Source organism: Streptomyces sp. NPDC002643, assembly GCF_053592555.1.
This window is the reverse complement of record NZ_JBSFVY010000023.1, coordinates 93,834-115,144: the sequence shown is the minus strand read 5'-3', so window position 1 is coordinate 115,144 and position 21,311 is coordinate 93,834. Positions and strand designations below refer to the sequence as shown.

Annotated in this window: 18 protein-coding genes; 6 read left to right on the top strand and 12 right to left on the bottom strand. The window is 70.6% G+C overall.

The features are described from left to right. Positions 1–87 precede the first annotated feature (87 nt). Together ACWD4G_RS30785 and ACWD4G_RS30780 are read left to right on the top strand one after the other, a co-directional pair. Positions 88–1,155: an alkene reductase gene (locus ACWD4G_RS30785; RefSeq protein WP_451299157.1), complete on the top strand. Its 1,068-nt coding sequence runs from the start codon at positions 88–90 to the stop codon at positions 1,153–1,155. Positions 1,156–1,246: 91 nt separating this feature from the next. Continuing rightward, positions 1,247–2,452, top strand: coding sequence for an MFS transporter (locus tag ACWD4G_RS30780; RefSeq protein ID WP_451299155.1), 1,206 nt, complete (start codon positions 1,247–1,249; stop codon positions 2,450–2,452). Positions 2,453–2,530: 78 nt separating this feature from the next. Here the strand turns inward: ACWD4G_RS30780 and ACWD4G_RS30775 are convergent, their stop codons facing one another. The 12 genes from ACWD4G_RS30775 to ACWD4G_RS30720 form a co-directional block, all read right to left on the bottom strand. After that, positions 2,531–4,258: a DapH/DapD/GlmU-related protein gene (locus tag ACWD4G_RS30775; RefSeq protein ID WP_451299153.1), complete on the bottom strand. Its 1,728-nt coding sequence runs from the start codon at positions 4,256–4,258 to the stop codon at positions 2,531–2,533. 90 nt (positions 4,259–4,348) lie between these two features. Continuing rightward, positions 4,349–4,684, bottom strand: a complete 336-nt coding sequence (locus ACWD4G_RS30770) for a hypothetical protein (protein ID WP_451299150.1) — start codon at positions 4,682–4,684, stop codon at positions 4,349–4,351. Between the two features lie 124 nt (positions 4,685–4,808). After that, positions 4,809–5,627: a glucose 1-dehydrogenase gene (locus ACWD4G_RS30765; protein WP_451299148.1), complete on the bottom strand. Its 819-nt coding sequence runs from the start codon at positions 5,625–5,627 to the stop codon at positions 4,809–4,811. Positions 5,628–5,647: 20 nt separating this feature from the next. Further along, positions 5,648–6,418 (bottom strand): SDR family oxidoreductase, encoded by a 771-nt coding sequence (locus ACWD4G_RS30760; RefSeq protein ID WP_451299146.1) that lies wholly within the window; start codon positions 6,416–6,418, stop codon positions 5,648–5,650. Positions 6,419–6,647: 229 nt separating this feature from the next. Further along, positions 6,648–6,863: a hypothetical protein gene (locus tag ACWD4G_RS30755; RefSeq protein WP_451299144.1), complete on the bottom strand. Its 216-nt coding sequence runs from the start codon at positions 6,861–6,863 to the stop codon at positions 6,648–6,650. Positions 6,864–7,018: 155 nt separating this feature from the next. Beyond that, positions 7,019–8,566 (bottom strand): GMC family oxidoreductase, encoded by a 1,548-nt coding sequence (locus tag ACWD4G_RS30750; RefSeq protein WP_451299142.1) that lies wholly within the window; start codon positions 8,564–8,566, stop codon positions 7,019–7,021. Between the two features lie 37 nt (positions 8,567–8,603). Further along, positions 8,604–9,605, bottom strand: a complete 1,002-nt coding sequence (gene hpaD, locus ACWD4G_RS30745; protein ID WP_451299140.1) for a 3,4-dihydroxyphenylacetate 2,3-dioxygenase — start codon at positions 9,603–9,605, stop codon at positions 8,604–8,606. After that, positions 9,602–11,086 carry a 5-carboxymethyl-2-hydroxymuconate semialdehyde dehydrogenase gene (gene hpaE / locus ACWD4G_RS30740; protein ID WP_451299138.1) on the bottom strand — a complete coding sequence of 495 codons (1,485 nt, stop codon included), beginning with the start codon at positions 11,084–11,086 and terminating at the stop codon, positions 9,602–9,604. The genes hpaD and hpaE overlap by 4 nt, the downstream gene beginning before the upstream one ends. Continuing rightward, positions 11,083–12,015 carry a 4-hydroxy-tetrahydrodipicolinate synthase gene (gene dapA, locus ACWD4G_RS30735; RefSeq protein ID WP_451299136.1) on the bottom strand — a complete coding sequence of 311 codons (933 nt, stop codon included), beginning with the start codon at positions 12,013–12,015 and terminating at the stop codon, positions 11,083–11,085. The genes hpaE and dapA overlap by 4 nt, the downstream gene beginning before the upstream one ends. Further along, positions 12,012–13,463 (bottom strand): fumarylacetoacetate hydrolase family protein, encoded by a 1,452-nt coding sequence (locus tag ACWD4G_RS30730; protein WP_451299134.1) that lies wholly within the window; start codon positions 13,461–13,463, stop codon positions 12,012–12,014. The genes dapA and ACWD4G_RS30730 overlap by 4 nt, the downstream gene beginning before the upstream one ends. Further along, positions 13,463–15,394: a flavin-containing monooxygenase gene (locus ACWD4G_RS30725; RefSeq protein ID WP_451299132.1), complete on the bottom strand. Its 1,932-nt coding sequence runs from the start codon at positions 15,392–15,394 to the stop codon at positions 13,463–13,465. The genes ACWD4G_RS30730 and ACWD4G_RS30725 overlap by 1 nt, the downstream gene beginning before the upstream one ends. A 182-nt stretch (positions 15,395–15,576) precedes the next feature. Next, a complete protein-coding gene (locus tag ACWD4G_RS30720) occupies positions 15,577–16,365 on the bottom strand; it encodes an alpha/beta fold hydrolase (protein WP_451299130.1) in 789 nt (262 codons plus the stop codon). Positions 16,366–16,534: 169 nt separating this feature from the next. On the opposite strand from ACWD4G_RS30720, the gene ACWD4G_RS30715 reads away from it, so the two are divergent. From ACWD4G_RS30715 to fabG, 4 genes are all read left to right on the top strand, one after another. Beyond that, positions 16,535–18,127, top strand: coding sequence for an acyl-CoA synthetase (locus ACWD4G_RS30715; RefSeq protein ID WP_451299128.1), 1,593 nt, complete (start codon positions 16,535–16,537; stop codon positions 18,125–18,127). Beyond that, the gene (locus ACWD4G_RS30710; protein WP_451299126.1) at positions 18,124–19,218 is read left to right on the top strand and encodes an amidohydrolase family protein; all 1,095 of its coding nucleotides are present in this window, start codon (positions 18,124–18,126) and stop codon (positions 19,216–19,218) included. The genes ACWD4G_RS30715 and ACWD4G_RS30710 overlap by 4 nt, the downstream gene beginning before the upstream one ends. Positions 19,219–19,295: 77 nt before the next feature. Then, positions 19,296–20,513, top strand: a complete 1,218-nt coding sequence (locus tag ACWD4G_RS30705; protein ID WP_451299124.1) for an acetyl-CoA C-acetyltransferase — start codon at positions 19,296–19,298, stop codon at positions 20,511–20,513. Positions 20,514–20,549: 36 nt separating this feature from the next. Beyond that, entirely contained in the window at positions 20,550–21,311 is a 762-nt protein-coding gene (gene fabG, locus ACWD4G_RS30700; protein ID WP_451299122.1) for a 3-oxoacyl-ACP reductase FabG, read from the top strand.

Below are 21,311 nucleotides of genomic sequence, written 5' to 3'. Positions count from 1 at the left end.
GCTGGAGCGAAGCCGCCGAATGATTTCCTTGGTCGACCAATGTATACTTGGAGAGAATTGATTGGCCGACCATATTTTGGAGCCTCCGTGACCACCTCCTTCGAGCCGCTCAACCTCTCCGGCAAGACCCTGAACAACCGCATCGTGATGTCGCCGATGACGCGCAGCCGCGCCTACGGCCCCGACCAGACGCCCATCGAGGCGACGGCCGTGTACTACTCCCAGCGCGCCTCGGCCGGCCTGATCATCTCCGAGGGCATCCAGCCCAACGTGGTCGGCCAGGGCTACCCCAACACCCCCGGCCTGCACAGCTCCGCCCAGGTGGAGGCCTGGCGCCGGGTGACCGACGCCGTGCACGACAAGGGTGGCGTGATCTTCGCCCAGCTCATGCACACCGGCCGCATCGGCCACCCCAGCCTGCTGCCCGACGGCGTGACCTCCGTGGCCCCCTCGGCGGTCGCCGCGGACACCAAGGTCTTCACCGCCGAGGGCCTGCAGCCCAGCGGCACCCCGAAGGAACTCACCCCGGCCGAGATCGAGCAGACGATCGCCGACTTCGCCTCCGCTGCCCGCAATGCGATCGACGCGGGCTTCGACGGGGTCGAGATCCACGGTGCCAACGGCTACCTGATCCAGCAGTTCCTCTCCGACAACGCCAACCTCCGTGACGACGAGTGGGGTGGCACCGTCCAGGGCCGTATCCGCTTCGGCGTGGAGGTGGCCAAGGCGGTGGTCGAGGCGATCGGGGCCAACCGGGTCGGTTTCCGCATCTCGCCCGGAAACCCCTTCAACGACATCGCCGAAAGCAACCTGTCGAGCCTCTACGGCGAGCTGCTGACCGCGCTCTCCCCGCTCAGCCTGGCCTACCTCCACCTGATGGAGGGCCCGGACCGCGAACTGACCCTCCAGCTGCGCAAGCAGTGGCAGGGCACGTTCATCCTCAACCCTTTCACCCACCCGAGCCCCACCGGCCCGGACGCGCTGAGCCTGGTCGAGGACGGCACCACCGACGCGGTGTCGTACGGCGCGCTCTTCCTCGCCAACCCGGACCTGCCGCAGCGGCTCCAGCTGGGCGGCCCGTTCAACACCCCCGACACCGCGACGTTCTACGGCGGCGACGAGCGCGGCTACACCGACTACCCGGCGCTCGGCTGACCCCACCGGGGGCCCGTCTCGGGCCCCGCACGGGGTGGGCACCGCACAACTCCCGTACAGCGCACACGCATTGAACGGAAAGGTGAACGTCATGCCCTTGGCGCTGCTGGCCCTCGCAGTCGGAGCCTTCGGGATCGGCACCACGGAATTCGTGATCATGGGACTGCTCCCGGAGGTGGCGTCCGACTTCGGCGTCTCCATCCCGACAGCCGGTTTCCTGGTGACGGGCTACGCCCTCGGCGTCATGGTCGGCGCCCCGCTCATGACCATTCTGGGCACCCACGTCCCGCGCAAGCGGATGCTGATGCTGCTGATGGGCCTCTTCGTCGTCGGCAACCTGCTCTCCGCCGTCGCTCCCGTCTTCGCCGTGATGCTGATCGGCCGCGTGGTCGCCTCGCTCGCCCACGGTGCCTTCTTCGGCATCGGCACGGTGGTCGCGGCCGAGCTGGTGGTGCCGGAGAAGCGGGCCCGGGCGATCGCCCTGATGTTCACCGGCCTGACCGTCGCCAACGTCGTCGGCGTCCCGCTCGGCACGTTCGTCGGCCAGTCGGTCGGCTGGCGCGTCACCTTCGCGATCGTCGCGGCGCTCGGCGTCGTCGGACTCGCCGGCGTCGCCAGGCTGGTCCCGGACCTGCCCAGGCCCGAGGGCGTGCTCCTGCGCCATGAGCTGGCAGCCCTGAAGAACACACAGGTCCTGCTCGCCATGGCGATGACCGTGCTCGGCTTCGGCGGGGTCTTCGCGGCCGTCACCTACATCGCGCCGATGATGACCGACGTCGCCGGCTACGCGGACACCTCGGTGACCTGGCTCCTCGTCCTGTTCGGACTCGGCATGGTGGCCGGAAACCTGATCGGCGGCAGGTTCGCCGACCGCGCCCTGATGCCCCTGCTTTACGTCTCCCTCGGCGCCCTCGCCGCAGTGCTCGCGGTGTTCACGGTCACCGCGCACCACAAGGTCCTCGCCGCGATCACCCTCACCCTGGTCGGCGCGCTCGGGTTCGCCGCCGTTCCGCCGCTGCAGAAGCGGGTCCTGGACCATGCCTCAGGTGCCCCCACCCTGGCCTCGGCCGTCAACGTCGGCGCCTTCAACCTGGGCAACGCGCTCGCCGCCTGGCTCGGCGGCCTCGTGATCTCCGCGGGCCTCGGATACACGGCCCCGGCCGTGGTCGGCGCGCTGCTGGCTGCCGGGGCACTGGTCCTGGCCGTGCTGGCGGCGGCCCTCGAACGTCGCTCGCCGGCACGGCTCGGCGCGACGGACCGGACCGGGCCGCGGCCGACCGAGCAGGTCAACCGCTGAGGCGTGCCCAGGGGAGCGTTCGGACCGGGTCGGCCCGGAGCGCGGTGCTCGTTGGCCGGCCCGGTCCGAACGACACCCCTAGGGCGCGGCGAACATGGGGGAGGGGGCCGGCTCGGGCCGGTGCACACCCCGTGGGCGGTAGCCCAGTCGGTCCGACACCCCCACCAGATCGGCCAGCAGCCAGATGATGGCCAGCCACATCTCGGTACCCTGCAACCCCGGCTCCCGGCCGGGACCCGAGCCGCCCTCTCCCGCCGGGCCGAAACCGAAGCCGGCTCCGTCATGCCAGCGGCCCAGCGCCGACGTCAACTGCTCACTCGCCCACGCCCGCACCTCCTCCTCCCGATGACGGGTCTGACGTCCCGCGAGCCACAACGGATGCGCCACGTCCAGCACGTTGCACGCGTTGTGACGGCCCGCCGCGAACCAGCGCGGATCGCGGGCATGGGCCAGTACGGTGTCCACCACCCGCTCCGCATACGGCACGGGAAGCCCGAACTGCGCGAACGAGCCACGGGTCAACCGGTAATAACCGTTGACCAGTTGAAGCCGCCCCTCGGCCGGAGAGGGCGCCGTGCCCCACATGCCCGTCCACGGATCCACCCGGGTGCCCAGCCAGCCGAAGAGCGCCTCCAGCGCACCGGGGCCGTCCGACGTCCCACCATCCATGTCGCGATTGCGGTACGCACCGGTCGCCCAGCAGTCCACCCACGCGCCCGCCGCCCACGCCTGGGTCCGCCACGGCAACGCCTCAAGCCGTGCCACCAGTTGACGGGCCGTCATCCGGTCCACGGCGTGCACCGGGTGGATGAACCGGGACCCCAGCAGATCCAGCGCGTAGCCCACCGACAACACGTGGTACTCGGCCGCGCCGTCCTCGATCCATCCGTCCTGGGCCGGTGCGGGCAGCGTGCCCGGGCCCCCTCCGGGCGCGAGTTCGGGCACCAGTCCGCTCACCGGATCCTGCAACACACGCAGCCGCTCGGCGTGTTCGGCGGCGGTCAGCTGCTTCGGGGGTGCGCCCAGCAGCAGATCGGAGATCTCCACCGCGTCGCAGTGCGCGCGCACGGTCGCCGAGACGCCCGGCCGATCGCTGTAGCGGCCGGTGTCGTCGCTCCAGCAACGGGCCACCACATCGGCCGCCTGCGCCCGGGCCCGCTCGGCGAACTCGGCCACGGCGTCACCCGGTTCGCCCTTGGGCCCGGCGGCGCCCGATCCGCCGCGCCCGCGACGGTCCCGCAGCGGGCGGGCCGGATTGCCGGCGGCGATCGTCCACGGCGCAAGGTCCTTGGTGACGACGGCCCCGGCCCCCACCACGCAGTGATCGCCGATGGTCACCCCGTCCAGGACGACGACGTTCGAGCCGATCCACACGTCGTCGCCGACGACGATGCCCTTGCTCGTCAGCGGCTGCCGGTGCACGGGTTCGTCCGGGGCGAAACCGTGGTTGAAACCGAGCAGGGAAGCGTGCGCGCCGATCCGTACCCCGTTCCCGAGCGTCACCCGCCCCCGAACCGTCGCGTACGGATTGACCGAACAGTCACGCCCGGCCCGCACCTCACCCGTGACATAGGCGTAGCCGGCGATGTATGAGTCGGCGCCGAGACTCAGCACATCGGTGAACACGGCAGCGGCCGAAGAGACATAGCAGCGCGGCCCGAGACTCGCCCCGGCCTCGGCCAGACGCTCCTGGTGCGTGCTCTGGGCCACGCGCTGGGCGGCAGAGGCCCGGTGCGCGAAATCCCAGGGACAGTAGTCGAAATATGAGTCTTTGACGCCATCTTCCTGATCCACGCACGTCAGCATAGATAGCGCTTACTATCCGGGCAACAGTGCTACGCGCGCTGTCGGCGCCGTCTCGGCGCGCTCGATCCCGACCCGGGGCCAGGCAGTGGTTCATCGCCCACCGCAGGCAATCCGGGGCGTCCTCACCACGTGGTTCACGAGCCGGCCGTGCACCTTGGGTGTGCGCGCCTCACTCACCGTGGAGTCCAGCCCGTCCCGTCCGGGCGCCCGGGGACGACGGATCGCGATCGCCGGCAGTCCGGCCGCGGCGCCATCCGTCTCCCGGAGCCGGCCCGTGCGTTCCCGCCGCGTCCACGGCCGTTTCGCGAGCGTGCGCGGTTCGCCGAGGTTCACACCGTGATCGTCACCGTGACTCTCGTTCACCGCGCGCGCCTTCGCGTCCACCGGCTCAGCCGTCACCCACTCGACCGGCGTCGTCTCCACCACCGGAGCATCCTGGCCGTGGCCTCCCGTCCTTCACCCGTGGGATTCGGCCTACGGGGAAGCGCCTCATCGCGGGACGGCTGCTCCCGCGGTGAGGCGAAGCGAGCGGCCGGAGTTGGCCGGGTGGTCAGCCGGCGGCGGATGGTGCGTTGGGGTCGGGAAGGCTTCCCGCGGAGTAGGCGCCGATGAGACCGCCGTCGACGACGATGACCTGTGCGGTGACGAAGGCGGCGTCGTCGGAGGCGAGATAGGCGGCTGCCGCGGCGATGTCGTCGGGGACTCCGGCGCGCCTGATGGGCTGGCCGTGTGCGAGCTTCTCGGCGATGGCCGCGGTCAGCAGGGCGGCCGCCTCCCCTTCGAGACCCTCACCCTTCGCTTGAAGGTTGGTCACGACGCCGCCCGGGGCGATCGCGTTGACCCGGATGCCGTGCGGCGCCTGCTCCAGGGCAACGGAACGGGTGAGGCCGACGATCCCCGCCTTGCACGCGGAGTAGATGTGCGGGCCGAGTCCGCCCTGCAGCGCGGAGACGGACGTGGTGCTGATGACGGAGCCGCCCGTGCCCTGCGCCTGCATGACGCGGCAGGCGTGCTTCATGCCCAGGGCGATACTCCGTAGGTTCACGGCCACGGTGCGGTCGAAGGCAGCGGCGTCCAACTCGGTGATCGGTCCTTGTACTCCGGCGATGCCGGCGTTGCCGTAGAACACGTCCAGGGCGCCGTGTCCGTCGACCGCGGCGGCGACCAGCGCCTCGATGTCGCTCTCGACGCTCACGTCACACCGTACGAACGTGCCGCCGATCTCGTCGGCCACCTGCTTGCCCGCCGCCTCGTCCACGTCGGCCACCACCACGGTGGCCCCCTCGGCGGCGAACCGGCGGGCCGCTCCCGCACCGATTCCGCTCGCCGCACCGGTGATCACGGCGACCTTGCCCGACAACCTCGACATGTGCGTCTCCTTCGTATAGGTCATGCGTTGTCCGCCTCCGGTGCCGTCTCCATCGGAGGCGGTCCGCTGATCCCGGCCAGGAGGCCGCCGTCGGCGATGAACTCGGCGCCGGTCGAGAAGGACGACTCGTCACTCGCCAGGAAGACGACGAGCCGTGCGATCTCCGCGGGGTCGCCGGCCCGGCCGAGGGCGAACTGGCTCAGGTCCGGGGACGCCCCCGCCGTCATCGGGGTGGTGATGAAGCCCGGGTGGACCGAGTTGACCCGGATCCCGTACCGCCCCAGGTCGAGGGCCGCGGCCTTGGTCAGACCGACCACCCCGAACTTGGAGGCCACGTAGCCGGGCACCCACGGGGCTCCCAGCAGTCCGTTGACGGACGACATGTTGACGATCGAGGCGGGTGTCGCCTGCTTCAGGGCCGGGATCGCCGCCTTCATGCCGTTGAACACCCCGGTGAGGTTGACCGCGATGACCGCCTCCCAGTCGGCGTGCGTGTAGGCGTCGATGGGCCCGAAGTTCGCGATGCCCGCGTTGTTGACCAGTGTGGTGAGCCTGCCGTAAGTGTCGACGGCCGTTGTCACGGCCGACTCCCAGTCCGTCGGCTTCGTCACGTCGAGGTGGACGTAGGTCGCCGCCGGTCCGATCTCCTGGGCCAGTGCCTGTCCCTCCGCGTCCTGGAGGTCACCGATGACCACCTGCCCGCCCTCGGCGGCCACCGCCCGCGCGACGGCCGCGCCGATCCCGCCGGCACCACCGCTCACCAGCGCGACCTTTTCTTTCAGTCGAGACACGGGTATCTCCTTCTTCCGTGGTTTCGGTCGGCCGGGCGACTTCGGTCGACGCCCAGGCAGCCCCGTTCGAGTTCGCCAATGTCGGCGCGCAGTTCGGCGGTCGTGCGTTCGCTCTCGACCCGGCCGTTCACCAGCAGGTAGGCGCGGTCGGCCACATCGAGCACGGGCCGGGCGAACTGCTAGACGTGGCCGACCGCCATCCCCCGGTCCGAGGCTTCACGCAGGGCGGTCATGAGCCGCTGGACGGTGCGGGGGCCAGCCCGAAGGACAGCGCGGCGACGAGCAGCAGCTTCGGCTCACGTGAGAGGACGGCGGCGAGCCCGAGCATCTGCTGTTCGCCGCCGGACAGCAGGCCCGTGGGCTTGTCGAGGTGGCGTTCGCGTTCCGGGAACAGGGCCGGCATCGTGTCGTTGTTCGAGTCCGTGGCGCCGCGGGCGGACAACACGAGTACGCACGATTCCTCCAGAGAGATGGGGCTCGCACTGCGCGGCGGCAGCAGGATGGGGGAGCGCTGAAAGGAGGCAGGCACTTGCTGCGGAGCTGGGAACATCACCGTCAAGCCCCCCGTGGCGTGACTTCACCGGCACGGGGGCTTATGGGTCAGCCGACCTGTCGGACGAAGTCGGCACAGCGCTCGCCGACCATGATCGCGGGCGCGTTGGTGTTCCCGGACGGGACCGACGGCATCACGGAGGCGTCCGCGACGCGGAGTCCGGGCACCCCGTGGACGCGCAGCGTGGGGTCGACGACCGAGTCCGGGTCGGTGCCCATCCGGCAGGTGCCCACCTGGTGGTGGTAGCTCTGCAGGGTGCGCCGCACATAGGCGGCGATCTCCGCGTCGCTGCGGACCCCCGGGCCCGGTGCGATCTCCACGGTCCGCCAGTCGGCCAGCGCCTTCTCGGCCGCGATCTCGCGGGTCATCCGGATCGCGGCGACCAGGGCGGCGAGGTCGGCGGGATCCGCGAGGTAGTTGGGGTCCAGCACGGGTGTGTCCGCCGGATCGGCCGAACGCAGCCTGATGCTGCCCCTGCTCAGCGGACGAACGTGCCCCGCCAGGACGGTCCAGCCGTGTCCCGAGGCCGGGACGCGGTAGCCCGGCACCGGCAGCGGGACGTGCGACATCAGCGGCTGCAGGTCGGGGACGGGCTGAGCGGCGTCGCTCCGCGCGAAGTACTGCGCCTCCAGCTTGTTCTCCTGGCCGTCCGGGATCAGGGACGGTGACTCCCAGACCATGGGCGCGATGGTGTGGTCGTGCAGGTTCCGGCCCACCCCCGGCAGATCGGCCCGCACCGGAATGCCGAGCGCACGCAGCTCGTCGGCCGGGCCGATCCCGCTGAGCAGCAGCAACTGCGCGGAGCCGATGGTGCCGCCGGAAAGGATCACGTCCCCGGAGCAACGGAAGGTGACGGGGCGGCCGTCGCGCTCCACCTCGACGCCGCGTGCCGTTCCCTCGTCGTCGAAGACGATCCGGTTGGCCCGGGAGCCGGTCAGCACCGTCAGCAGCGGGTTGTCGAGCACCGGCGCCAGGAAGGCGACCCAGGCGGTGTGCCGCTTTCCGTCCCGGATGGTGCGGTGCAGGAGTCCGGCGCCGAGGGTGTCTTCGGCGTTGCAGTCGTCGTTGAGGGGCAGCCCGGAATCGACGCACGCCTCGACGAACGCCGAACTCACCGGGTTGGGGCGGTGGTTGCGGCTCACGCCCAGCGGCCCGCCGGCCCCGTGGTAGTGCGACGGGCCGTCCTCGAAGTCCTCCGAGCGCTTGAAGTACGGCAGCACGTCGTCGTACGACCAGCCGGTGGCGCCGTCCGCCGCCCAGCTGTCGTAGTCGGCGCGGTGACCGCGTACGTAGATCATCGCGTTGATCGCGCTGGACCCGCCCAGCACCCGTCCGCGCGGCCAGAACACCTTCGTGCCGTCGGCGTGAGCCTGCGGCTCGGTGAAGTAGGCGTAGTCCGACGGGCTGTTCCACAACTGACCGAGGCTGCCCGGGTCGTGGATGGCCGGGTCGTCGTCCCGGCCGCCCGTCTCGACGAGCAGGACGCGCCGGCCGGCGTCGACCAGCCTGCGTGCCACGACACAGCCCGCCGACCCGGCCCCGACCACCACATGGTCGAACTCCACGCCGTCGTAAGCGTTCTCTACGGCTCCCACGATGTCCCTCCGGAAGGTGTTGCTGTCGATTGGATGGTCAGCCGAGGCCGTCGGCGCCGACCTGGACGGCGGCCTCGTCGAGGAGGGCGTCGGAGACGGGCTGCGGCCGGCCGTCGAGGTCGAGGACCGGGGTGGCCTCCTTGTACCAGGACTCGATGACGGCGTTGCCCCAGAAGTCGCGGCGCCGGTCGTCGTGGACGTTCCAGCGGTACGTCTCGTGGTCGGGGTCGCCGGTGTAGTAGTCGGAGGTGTAGATCTCCACCCGGTGGCCGTCGGGGTCGCGGAGGTAGACGTAGAAGGCGTTGGAGACGCCGTGCCGTCCCGGGCCGCGCTCGATGTGGTGCTCCTTGCGCACGGCTCCGAACAGGTCGGCGGTGCGCAGGACCTGGTGCGATTCGTGGGTGGCGAGGCCCAGGTGGTGCAGGCGGGGGCCGTCGCCGCCGGTGAAGGCGACGTCGTGCACGGTCTGCTTGCGGTACATCCAGGCGGCGTACAGCTCGTGCTCGTCGCCTTCGATGGTCTCCGAGCAGCCGAAGCCCAGCGACTTGTAGTGGGCGTAGGCGGCCGGGATGTCGGGGGTGCAGATGTTGAAGTGGTCCAGGCGGGCGATCTCGGCGCCGCGGTGGAGGTCGTAGCGCTGGATGAGGCGCTCGGCGCGGTCGATGTCGTGGAAGAACTCGACGGGGAAGCCGAGCGGATCGACGACCCGGACGGCGTCGCCGACGCCATGGGTGCCCTCGCCCCTCTTCAACCGCCGTACCGGGCGCCCGAGTTCGCCGAAGAACCGCTCGGCCTTGTCGAGGTCCTCGGGGGTACGGACACGGTAGGAGATGTGGTCCAGGGCCGCGATCTCGCCCTTGCGCAGCACCAGGGAGTGGTGGGTGAGTTCGTCGGTGCCGCGCAGGTACAGGGAGCCGGCGTCCTCGTACTGCACGTGGAAGCCGAGCATGTCGACCCAGAACCAGCGGGCGGCGCCGAGGTCGGTGACGGCGAGCTGGGCGTACGCGGAGCGGACCACGTCAGGTGCCGGAGTGTTCATGAGGTGGCTCCGAAGCGGGGGGTGTGCACTTCGCCCAGGGCCACGTGCACGATCTTGGACTCGGTGTAGAAGTCGATGCTGTGGGCGCCGCCCTCCCGGCCGACCCCGCTGGCCTTCACACCGCCGAACGGGGTGCGCAGGTCGCGGACGTTGTGGGAGTTGATCCAGACCATGCCGGACTCGACGGCGTGCGCGATGCGGTGACCGCGCTTGAGGTCGGAGGTCCAGATGTAGGCGGCCAGGCCGAACTGGGTGGCGTTGGCCAGGTCGACGGCCTCGGACTCGTCGTCGAAGGGCGCGACCGCGACGACCGGGCCGAAGATCTCCTCCTGGAAGATCCGGGCGTCGCGCTCGACGTCGGCGAAGACGGTCGGCTGGAGGTAGTTGCCGTCGGCGAGGTGGTCGGGACGGGCGCCGCCGGCGATCAGGCGGGCCTCCTTCCGGCCGATCTCCACGTAGTTGAGGACACGGGCGTAGTGCTCGGCATGGACCAGTGCGCCCACCTCGGTCGCCGGGTCGGAGGGGAGGCCGACGCGGACGTTCTCCGCGCGTTCCGCGAGGCGACGCGTGAACTCCTCGTACAGCGGGCGTTCCACGAGGACGCGTGAACCAGCGGTGCAGCGTTCGCCGTTGAGGGAGAACACCCCGAACACCACCGAGTCCAGGGCGGCTTCGAGATCGGCGTCCGCGAAGACGACGACCGGCGACTTGCCGCCCAGCTCCATCGACGTGGTCTTCAGGTGCTGCGCGCTGGAGCGGATGATGTGGCGGCCGGTGTCCGTGGAGCCGGTGAAGGAGATCAACGGTACGTCCGGGTGGTCGACGAGGGCCTGTCCGGCCTCCTCGCCGATGCCGTGCACGATGTTCACCACCCCGGCCGGGACGCCCGCCTCCGCGAAGATCTCCGGCCACAACGACGCCGACAGCGGGGTCCATTCGGCGGGCTTGAGGATCAGCGTGCAGCCGGCCGCCAGCGCCGGGGCGAGCTTCCAGCTCTCCAGCATGAACGGGGTGTTCCACGGCGTGATCAGCCCGGCGACCCCGACCGGCGTGCGCACCACATAGCTGAACTGCTCGGTGCCCTGCCGGAACGCCTCCTCGCCCAGCGCCACGATGACGTCCGCGAAGTAGCGGAAGTTCTCCGCGGCCCGCCGGGCCTGACCGCGCGCCTGGGTGATCGGCAGCCCGGAGTCGTAGGACTCGAAGAGCGCGAGCCGGTCGTGCCGGGCCTCGACGGCGTCGGCGACGCGGTTCAGTACGGTGGCCCGCTCGCGGTTGGACATCGCCGACCACTCGGGGAAGGCGGCGCGGGCCGCGGCGACGGCCTTGTCGATGTCGGCGGCGCCGCCGCGCGCGGCCTGGGCGTAGGGCTGGTTGGAGACCGGGTCGGACACGTCGAAGACGCGGCCGTCGGCGGCCGGGACCGGCTCCCCGCCGATCCAGTGCGGGATGAACGAGGGCAGGCCCTCAGGAGTGGTCACCGGTCGGCTCCGATCTGCTGGGTGAGGTCGCCGCCCTCGGCGAGCAGCGCGCGGATCTTCGTCAGCCCGGCCTCGGTGGGGGTGACCAGCGGCGGACGGACGAAGTCCGAGGCGATACGGCCCTGTTGGGCGAGCACCCACTTGGCGGGCGCGGGGTTGGTCTCGACGAAGAGCAGGTCGACCAGCGGGTGCAGGGCATAGTGGAGTTCACGTGCGCCGTCGAAGTCGCCGGCCTCCCACAGCTCGTACATCCGGGCCACGGCCGCGGGCGCCAGGTTGGACACGGCGGAGACGAAGCCCGCCCCGCCGAGCGCCAGCAGCGGAAGGCACAGCAGCTCGATGCCGGACCAGACGAGCAACGAGCGCCCGCAGGCGTGCAGGACGCGGGAGAAGTGCTCGAAGTCCTTCGTCGTCTCCTTGACGCCGACGAAGTTCTCGAAGTCGCTGAACAGGCGCTTCACGGTCTCCGGCGCGATGTCCACCGCCGTGCGCGAGGGCACGTTGTAGGCGATGATCGGCAGGTCAGGGAACTCCCGGGCGACCTTGGCGTACCACTGGTAGAGCGCCTCCTGGGTGGGGCGCGCGTAGTACGGGGTGATGACGAGAGCCGCGTCCGCGCCCAACTCGTAGGCGGCGGCGGTCATCGCCAGGGTCTCGTCCAGCTTGTGCGAGCCGGTGCCGGGCAGGAAGGGCACCCGGTCGGCGATCGTCTCCACGGCCGTGCGCATGCCCTCGATCCGCTCTGCCACGGTCTGCGCGCTGGGCTCGCCCGTGGAGCCGCCCAGCGAGATGCCGTGCGAGCCGGAATCCAGCTGGAAGCGGATCAGGTCGCGCAGGCCGGCGTGGTCGACCGCACCCTCGGAGGTGAAGGGCGTGACGACCGGGGCGATGGAGCCGCGGATGACGGACGGGTCGCTGCGGAACTTCATGCGTCGTCTCCTTGGTGTTGCTGCTGTTCCTTGCGCCAACGCGCGTACGGTTCACGCCAGTCGGGGCCGAGCGGGTAGAGGCCGTCGACGGACTGCCCGGCCGCGACTTGCTCCGTGATGAACCGCTCCTGGAGTTCCTGCTCCCGGCAGTCGGCGACGAGCTGTGCGGCCAGCTCCGGCGGTACGACGACCACGCCGTCCGCGTCGCCGACCAGCAGGTCGCCTGGCTGGACGAGGGCGCCGCCGCAGGCGACGGGCACCCCGCTGTCCCAGGGGACGTGCCGGCGGCCCAGCACCGAGGGGTGCGCGCCGCCGTGGTAGACGGGCAGGTCCAGGGCGGCGACGGCGGCGCTGTCCCGCAGCCCGCCGTCGGTGACGACCCCGGCCGCACCGCGCTTCAGCGCCCGCAGCGCGAGGATGTCGCCGAGCGTGCCGGCGGAGGTGTCCCGGCGGGCGTCCATCACCAGGACGTGCCCGGGGCGCAGTTCCTCGATCGCCCGCTTCTGTGCGTTCATCCCGGCGCCGTACTTCTTGAACAGGTCCTCGCGCAGCGGGAGGTAGCGCAGGGTGTGGCCGACGCCGACCATCGTTTCTCCGGGCCGGGTCGGGCGCACGCCGTCGATGGACATGTGCGGAAGGCCGTGTTTGGCGCGGAGTTGTGAGCTGAGCGTGGCGACGGCCACCGAGCGCAGATCCTCGGCGAGTTGCTTGTCGAGGACGGGTTCGGGTGCGTACGACGCCCCGTAGGCGGCTTCCCGTTCCGCGGGGTCGGTCTTCGGCATCGCCCCGTACGGCGCCAGCGGTTCGCCCGCCGCGATCGGGCTGCGCAGCCGCCCGCTGGACTGCCCGCCGCCGCTGACCTCGACCTCCACGACGTCACCGGGGGAGACGACGGAGGCGCCGGCCGGGGTGCCGGTGAGGATGACGTCCCCGGGCTCCAGGGTGACGAGCCGGGAGAGGTCGGCGACGAGCTGCCCGAAGGGGAAGAGGAGGGTGTCGGTGGTGTCGTCCTGGACGAGTTCGCCGTTCACCCAGGTGCGCAAGTGGAGTGCGGCGGGGTCGAGTCGACGTGCGTCCAGCAGGCGGGGGCCGATCGGGGTGAAGCCGTCGGCGCCCTTGGAACGGAGGTTGGAGCCGCGGTCGGCCTTGCGGAGGTCGTAGACGCCCGCGTCGTTGGCGGCCGTCACCCAGCGGACGTGGCGCCAGCCCTCCTCGGGCGGCACCCGGTGGGCCCGGGTGCCGATGACGAGGGCGATCTCCCCCTCGAAGCCGAGGAGTTCACATCCTTCCGGCCGGACGATCGCCTCCTCCGTCCCCGCCAGCGAGGACGGAGGCTTGAGGAAGTACGACGGCTGGGCCGGGATACGCCCGCGCTCCCGGGCGCGGCTGGGGTAGTTGAGATGGAGCGCGATGACCTTCGAGGGGGTGCTGCCCAGGGGGTGCGGCATCAGGCGCTCCCGGGCAGGGGGTTGTCGGGGCCGGACTTCTGGCCGCGGGTGCGGAAGGTCATGCCCTCGAACTCGCCGGACTTCCCCCACTCCTCGGCCATGCGGAAGAAGGCCACCGGGCCGAGTGGGTAGGGCCCCTCCAGCCGCTGCGCCAGCCCCAGCGGCTCGCCCTCGTTGTTGTAGTAGCCGGGGGTGCAGTCGAGGTCGTACACGTGCGGGTGGCCCTGGAGGAGCATCTCGCACCAGGCGTTCTGGGCCTCCTCGGTGACCTCGACCTCCGCGTGGCCCCGGGTGAGCGTGCCGCTGACCACGGTGGCCACGGACTTGGCCGCCTCGTCCCAGCCCTGGACCATGTTGGGGCCGAAGTAGGCGCCCTGTGGGTTCTGGATGACGAACATGTTGGGGAAGCCGTTCACGAACATGCCGTGCAGCGAGCGCATTCCCTCGCGCCACGCCTCGGCGAGCTTCAGTCCGTCCCGGCCGGTCACGCCGTAGCCCATGCGCTCGTGGAGGGGGCTGCCGTACTCGAAGCCGGACGCGAAGATGACGCAGTCCACCTCGTAGTCGGTGCCGTTCACGACCACCGCGTTCTCGGTGAAGCGCTCCACGCCCTTGCCGTCGGTGTCGACGAGGTGCACGTTCGGCCGGTTGAAGGACTGGAGGTACTCGTCGTGGAAGCAGGGCCGCTTGCAGAACTGCCGGTACCAAGGCTTGAGCTTCTCGGCGGTCTCCGGGTCCTGGACGACGGCGTCGACCCGGGCGCGGATCTGCTCCATCTTGTGGAAGTCGGCCTCCTCCATGACGGCCCGCACCCGCTCGGGGGTGAACTCCTCGGCCGGGAGCCCGCGGAGGGTCGCGCGGGCCCGCTTGGCGATCTCGGTCCAGCCGTCGTTGACGTAGTCCTCGGGCTCCTCGGGTCCGGGCGGGCCGAACGGCGGGACCACGGCCTCAAGGAAGTTGTCGAGCCAGCGCTTCTGCCAGCCGGGGGTGGCGGTCGCGCCGAACTCCTCGGGATCGATGGGCCCGTTGCCGCGCACGTCGACACCCGACGGGGTGCGCTGGAAGACGAAGAGCTCTCCGGCGTCCTTGCCGAGCGCGGGCACGAGCTGTACCGAGGTCGCGCCGGTGCCGATGACCGCGACCCGCTTGTCGTGCAGCTTGTCCAGGGGAGCGCCGGCGGTCACGGGGGAGTCCTCGGTACCCGATCCGGACCGGTACGCCGAGCTGTCGTCGCCGCCGGTGTAGGCGAAGTCCCAGCGGCTGGTGTGGAACATGTGCCCGGCGAACGTGTCGATGCCGGGGATGCGCGGCACCTTGGGGACGTTCAGCGGGCCGGGGCCGATCCCGACGAAGTTCGCGGTGAAGCGGTCGCCGCGGTCGGTGGTGACGGTCCACAGGGACGTGTCCTCGTCCCAGTCGAGCGCGGTCACCCGGGTGTGGAAGAGCGCCTTGTCGTAGAGGTCGTAGTGCCGCCCGATGCGCCGGGCGTGCTCCAGGATCTCCGGGCCGTGCGCGTACTTCTCGGTCGGGATGTGGCCGGTCTCGTCGAGCAGCGGCATGTAGACGAGGGAGGTGCTGTCGCACATGATCCCCGGGTACCGGTTCCAGTACCAGACCCCGCCGAAGTCGCCGGCGTGGTCGATGATGCGTACGTCCTCGACGCCCGCCTCCTTGAGCCGGGCGCCCGCGGTGAGGCCGGCGAATCCGCCGCCGACGAAGGCGAACGTCACGTGGTCGGTGACCGGCTCCCGGTCTTTGACCGGCAGGTACGGGTCCCCGTCCAGGCCCGCGAACCGTTCGGTCAGCCGCATGTACTGGGACATGCCGTCGGGACGGATGCGCTTGTCCCGTTCGGCGCGGTACTTGCGCCGCAGGACTTCGGTGTCGATCTCGGCCGGAGCGGCCGTCGGGGCACTGCTGTCAGTGGGCACGGAGACTCTCCATGTGGTTCGGGGCGGGGCCGTGTGGTGCGACGCGGGGCCGTTGAACGCCCTTGGATTCCCTGGGGTGGCGCTTTCGGGCAGCGCGGTGCCGTGCGCCGGGCCGCGGCGAGGTGATGGCTCGCCGGGCCACGGCGTGGTGGTGACTGGTCGGCTCCCCGTGCGGGGAGTGCTCAGCTCCCGGTGCGGGAGAGGAAGCGCACCAGGTGGTCGGTGAAGACCTCGGGCCGGTCGAGGTTGGCCATGTGGCCGGCCCCGTCGATCACGTGGAGTTCGGCGCCGGGCACGGCGGAGGCGATGGCCTCGGAGAACACCGGCGGCAGGGTCTGGTCCTCCGCGCCGACGAGCACGAGCGCCGGCACGTCGAGACGGGGCAGGTCGTCGAGCAGGTCGAGTTCGGCGATGGCGCCGAGCGCGACGCTGAAGGAGTACGCGTCGGTCAGGGCGACCTGCTCCTGGAACTCCTTGATGTACGGCCGGTTCTCGGCGAGCGCGGCGGCGGCGAAGATCATCGGCGTCATCTGCTCGACGTTGGCCCTCATGCCGTACTCCACCGCGGCCGCGCCGGAGGCCCGCATCATGGCGGCCATCTGCTCGTTCGCGTGGGCCCCGGTGTCCGCCAGGACCAGGCCCGAGACCCGCTCGGGCGCGGAGAGCGCCATGGTCATGGCGACCATGCCGCCCATGGACAGTCCGACGACCGGCGCCCGCTCGATGCCGAGCTCCGACATGACCGTGAGGACGTCGTCGGCGTAGTCACGCAGTGTCAGGGGTCCGCCGGCGGGAGCGGACCCACCGTGGCCCCGGGCGTCCACCGCGATCACCCGCCGCGAGGTTTCCAGGGCCCGGAGCTGGGGCTCCCAGGTCAGGGCGTTGCATCCAATGCCGTGCAGGAAGAGAACCGGGTCCCCTGTGCCCCTGTCAACGACGTTGTTGCGCGCTTTGTGCGCAGGAGAAAGCACAGCGACCTCCTTGCGAAGTAGGTGCCTACTTACTTTGGTCTGGGGACTTCCTAGTCCTCGTTTCAGGCGCGCGTCAACGGTCGTGCAGTGGATTTCCGATTTGTTGCGCGACCCCTTGACCGCACTCCGGAGCGTTGTTAGTAAGTACCTACTTCGAAAGGAGTGAGTCGTGCTCGACAGTGCAGTTGCAGCAGGCCACAACACCGTCGACGAGGGCATCGGCAGCTGGATCACCCGGCGCGCCTTCTTCGCCGGGGACCGGATCGCCCTCGTGGACGGGGACCGGCGCATCACCTACTCCGACTTCGACCGGCGCACCGGTCAACTGGCCGACGCCCTCCATGAATCGGGCGTACGGCAGGGCGATCGCGTGGCCGGGCTGATGACCAACAGCGCCGCCTTCCTGGAGACGCTGTTCGCCGCCGCCAAACTGGGGGCGGTCTTCGTGCCGATCAACTACCGGCTGGCACCGCCCGAGGTCGCCCACCTCCTCGCCGACTCCGGCGCGGACGTCCTGGTGTGGTCCGGCCACCTGTCACCGCTCGCCCGCGCCGCCCTGGCCGGCGAGGGTGTCCGGGTCCGTCTCCGTATCGTGGTCGGCGGTCAACCGGCCGACGGGGAGGTGGAGTTCGAGCAGTTGCTGGCCTCCGGCGACCCTAGGACACCGCAGAGCCAGGTCACCGGGCGCGACGTGTGCGGCCTGATGTACACCTCGGGCACCACCGGGCGGCCCAAGGGGGCGATGCTCACCCACGACAACCTGCTGTGGAACGTGATCAACATCCTCAGCAACGGCCGCGGCATGCGCCAGACCGACAAGACGGCCACGGTCGCCCCGATGTTCCACATCGGGGGCCTGGGGGCCCACACCCTGCCCCTGCTGTACGTGGGCGGCACGAACGTCGTCATGCCGTCGTTCGACGCCCGGGACATGCTCGCGGCGATGGCCCGCGAGCGGGTCACCCTGCAGTTCCTGGTGCCCGCCATGTGGTCCGCGCTGATGGCGGTCGAGGACTTCGAGTCGTACGACCTGTCCGCGCTCGAACTGGCCATGACCTCCGCCGCGCCGTGCCCGCGCCCGGTGCTCGACCACTTCCTGGCCAAGGGCGTGGCCTTCCGGGAGGCCTTCGGACTGACGGAGACGTGCGGGGTCACCCTTCTCGATCCCGAACACGTCGTACGGAAGGCGGGCTCCATCGGACGGCCCGCGTTCCACACCCGCACCCGGGTGGTCGACGAACAGGACCGTGACGTACCCCTCGGCGAGGTCGGTGAGCTGGTCGTACACGGCCCGACCGTCTTCGCCGGCTACTGGGGACAGCCCGAGGCCACGGCCGAGGCGTTCCGCGGCGGCTGGTTCCACACCGGGGACCTGGCCCGCGAGGACGACGAGGGCTTCCTGACCCTGGTCGACCGCAGCAAGGACGTGATCATCTCCGGCGGGGAGAACGTCTACCCGGTCGAGGTCGAGCGGGTGCTCGTCCAGCACCCGGCGGTCCGCGAGATCGCGGTCGTGGGCGTACCCCACGTCAAGTGGGGCGAGACCCCGCTCGCCGTAGTCGTCCCCGGCGACGAACCGCCGCCGACCGCCGACGAGTTGATCGCCTACGCCCGCGAGAACCTCGCCCACTTCAAATGCCCGACCCGCGTCGAGTTCGTTACCGAACTCCCGCGCAACGCCACCGGCAAGGTGCTGAAGACGACCTTGCGCACCCGCTACGGCACTTCGGAACAGCAGCACGCACAAGGAGACCAGGTATGAAAGCCGGACGCTTCATCGTCGACACGCACGTCCACGCCCAGCGCCACGCGGCGGGCAAGAAGGTCCGGGACTCGGTCGCCGCCGCGAACGAGGGCAACAAGGGCGTCAAGGTCAACCCCTGGCGCCAGCTGGGCGCCAACATGCCCGCCATGGAGACCTACGACAACTCGGAGCGGCTGCTCTGGGACATGGGCAACTACGACATCGACATGTGCGTGCTGCTGCCCGCGTTCGGCATGTCCGACGCGCTCAACGCCGAACTGATCGAGCGCCACCCCGACCGTTTCGTCGCCGAGTGCGGTGCGACGGACTACCGCAAGGCCTGCATCGCGGGCGAGGTGGAGTGGTCCATCAAGGGCGCGTGCGAGGCGCTCGACGAGTTGCTGGCCACCGGGAAGTACCGGGGCGTCGGCGAGGCGGCCCCCTATATGCCGGTCCTCCCGGACGGCGCCGATCCCCGTGAGGGGATGGTCAGTTCCGACGAGGCCGTGCGGAACATGATGGCGATGTGCGACGTCGTCAAGCAGTACGACGGCGTCATCTTCCGGACCCACTCAGGCTGCGGCATGGGCTACGAACTCGGCTACCACTTCGGCAGCCTGGGCCCGACGAACTACAACATCCTGCTGGTGCACGACCTGGCGACCGCCTACCCCGAGGTCCCCATCGTCATCAACCACGGCGGGATCCAGGCCCACTGGTCGGAGATCTTCTACGACCAGTGCCTCCAGGTCGCCGCCGCGCACGACAACGTGTACCTGGAGACCGGCCTGTGGTGGTCGGAGCTGTACGACAAGGCGATAGCCGACCCGAACATCGGCCCCGAGAAGCTCATCTTCGGCACCGACTGGGGCGCGAGCATCGGCTGCCACACCCAGCCGTTCGGCCAGCCCTCCAGCTACTTCGTCCAGGACCGCCGCTCCGGCCCGATCCGCCACCAGGCCGACTACTGGGGTTGGGGCCTGCGCGAGCTGACCCGGGTCCGGATGGCTCAGGACGACATGAACCTCATCCTCGGCGGCAATGCGGCCCGGCTGTACAAGCTGCAGACGCCGTTCTCCCGGATCTTCCGGCCGACCTACCTGGACTGACCCGGCCCCTGGGCCCGTACCAGGCGACTCGACCAGCTCGGTATTCGAACGTATGTATGCATCCTCAAGGAGTTCCCATGCCCGAAGCCGTGATCGTAGCCACCGCCCGCTCGCCGATCGGCCGCGCCTCGAAGGGCTCGCTGCGGGAGATGCGCCCCGACGACCTGACCGTGCAGATGGTGCAGGCGGCGCTGGCCAAGGTGCCGCAGCTCGACCCGCGTGACATCAAGGACCTGATGCTGGGCTGCGGCTCGCCCGCCGGAAGCTCCGGCTACAACCTGGGCCGGGTCGTGGCCGTGCTCGCCGGAATGGACCACCTGCCCGGCACCACCGTGAACCGGTACTGCTCCTCCAGCCTCCAGACGACTCGCATGGCACTGCACGCCATCAAGGCCGGCGAGGGCGATGTCTTCATCTCCGCCGGGGTCGAGACGTGCAGCCAGTACGACAAGGGCGTCGCCGACGGCCTGCCGGGCACTCCGAACCCGCTCTTCGACGCGGCACGGGCCCGCACCGCGTGGCTCGCCGAGGGAGGCCGGACCTGGACGGACCCGCGCGAGGAGGGCGGGCTTCCGGACATGTACCTGAGGATGGGGCAGACGGCCGAGAACGTCGCCCAGTTCGCCGGGGTCAGCCGTGAGGACCAGGACGCGTTCGCCGCGCGGAGCCAGAACCGCGCCGAGAAGTCCATCGCCGACGGCTTCTGGGCCCGGGACATCACCCCGGTCACCCTTTACGACGGCACGGTGGTGACCAGGGACGACGGCCCCCGGGCGGGCGTGACCCTGGAGGCGCTCGCCGCCCTGGAGCCCCGGTTCCGCCCGGACGGCACGGTGACCGCGGGCAACTGCTGCCCGCTCAACGACGGTGCCGCCGCCCTCGTGATCATGTCCGACACGAAGGCCCGGGACCTCGGCATCACCCCGCTGGCCCGCATCGTCAGCACCGGCCTGACCGGTCTGTCGCCGGAGATCATGGGGCTCGGCCCGGTCGAGGCCTCGCGCGAGGCCCTGGCCAACGCCGGTCTCACCATCGACGACATCGACCTCGTCGAGATCAACGAGGCCTTCGCCGCCCAGGTCATCCCGTCCGCACGCCAACTCGGCATCGACGAGGACAAGTTGAACGTCCACGGCGGCGGCATCGCGGTCGGCCACCCCTTCGGCATGACCGGGGCCCGTATCGCGACCACCCTGATCCACGCCCTCCAGGAGGGCGACAAACAGTTCGGCCTGGAAACCATGTGCGTCGGCGGCGGCCAGGGCATGGCCATGGTCCTCGAACGCCTCAGCTGAGCCCCCCCAACTCCCTTCACCGACAGGAGCTTTGCCATGGCCCATCCCACTTCCCGTACGGCCATCGTCACGGGCGCGGCGCGCGGTATCGGCGCCGGCGTGGCCCGCCGGCTGGCGGACGACGGTTTCGCCGTCGCCGTGCTCGACCTGACCGAGGACGCGGGCGCCGAGGTCGTCGCCGAGATCGAGAAGGCCGGCGGCCGGGCCCTCGCGGTCGGCGTCGACGTCGCCGACGAGCAGGCCGTACAGGCCGGTGTCGATCGGGTGGCCGCCGAACTCGGCGCCCCCACCGTGCTGGTGAACAACGCCGGAGTCACCCGGGACAACATGCTGTTCAAGATGGGCGCCGACGACTGGGACGCCGTACTGAACGTGCACCTGCGCGGCGCGTTCCTGATGAGCCGCGCGACCCAGAAGTACATGACGCAGGAGAAGTGGGGCCGGATCGTCAACCTCTCCAGCATCGCGGCGCTCGGCAACCGCGGCCAGGCCAACTACTCCGCCGCGAAGGCGGGTCTGCAGGGCTTCACCAAGACCCTCGCCATCGAACTCGGCAAGTTCGGCGTCACCGCGAACGCCATCGCGCCCGGGTTCATCGAGACCGACATGACCCGGACCACCGCCGAACGCCTCGGCATCCCGTTCGACGACTTCGTCAAGGGCGCCGCGAAGAAGATCCCGGTCGGCCGCGTCGGCCAGCCCGAGGACATCGCCCACCTCGTGTCGTACCTGGTCAGCGAGGGCGCGGGATTCGTGTCCGGGCAGGTCGTGTACGTCGCCGGCGGACCGGTCGGCTGA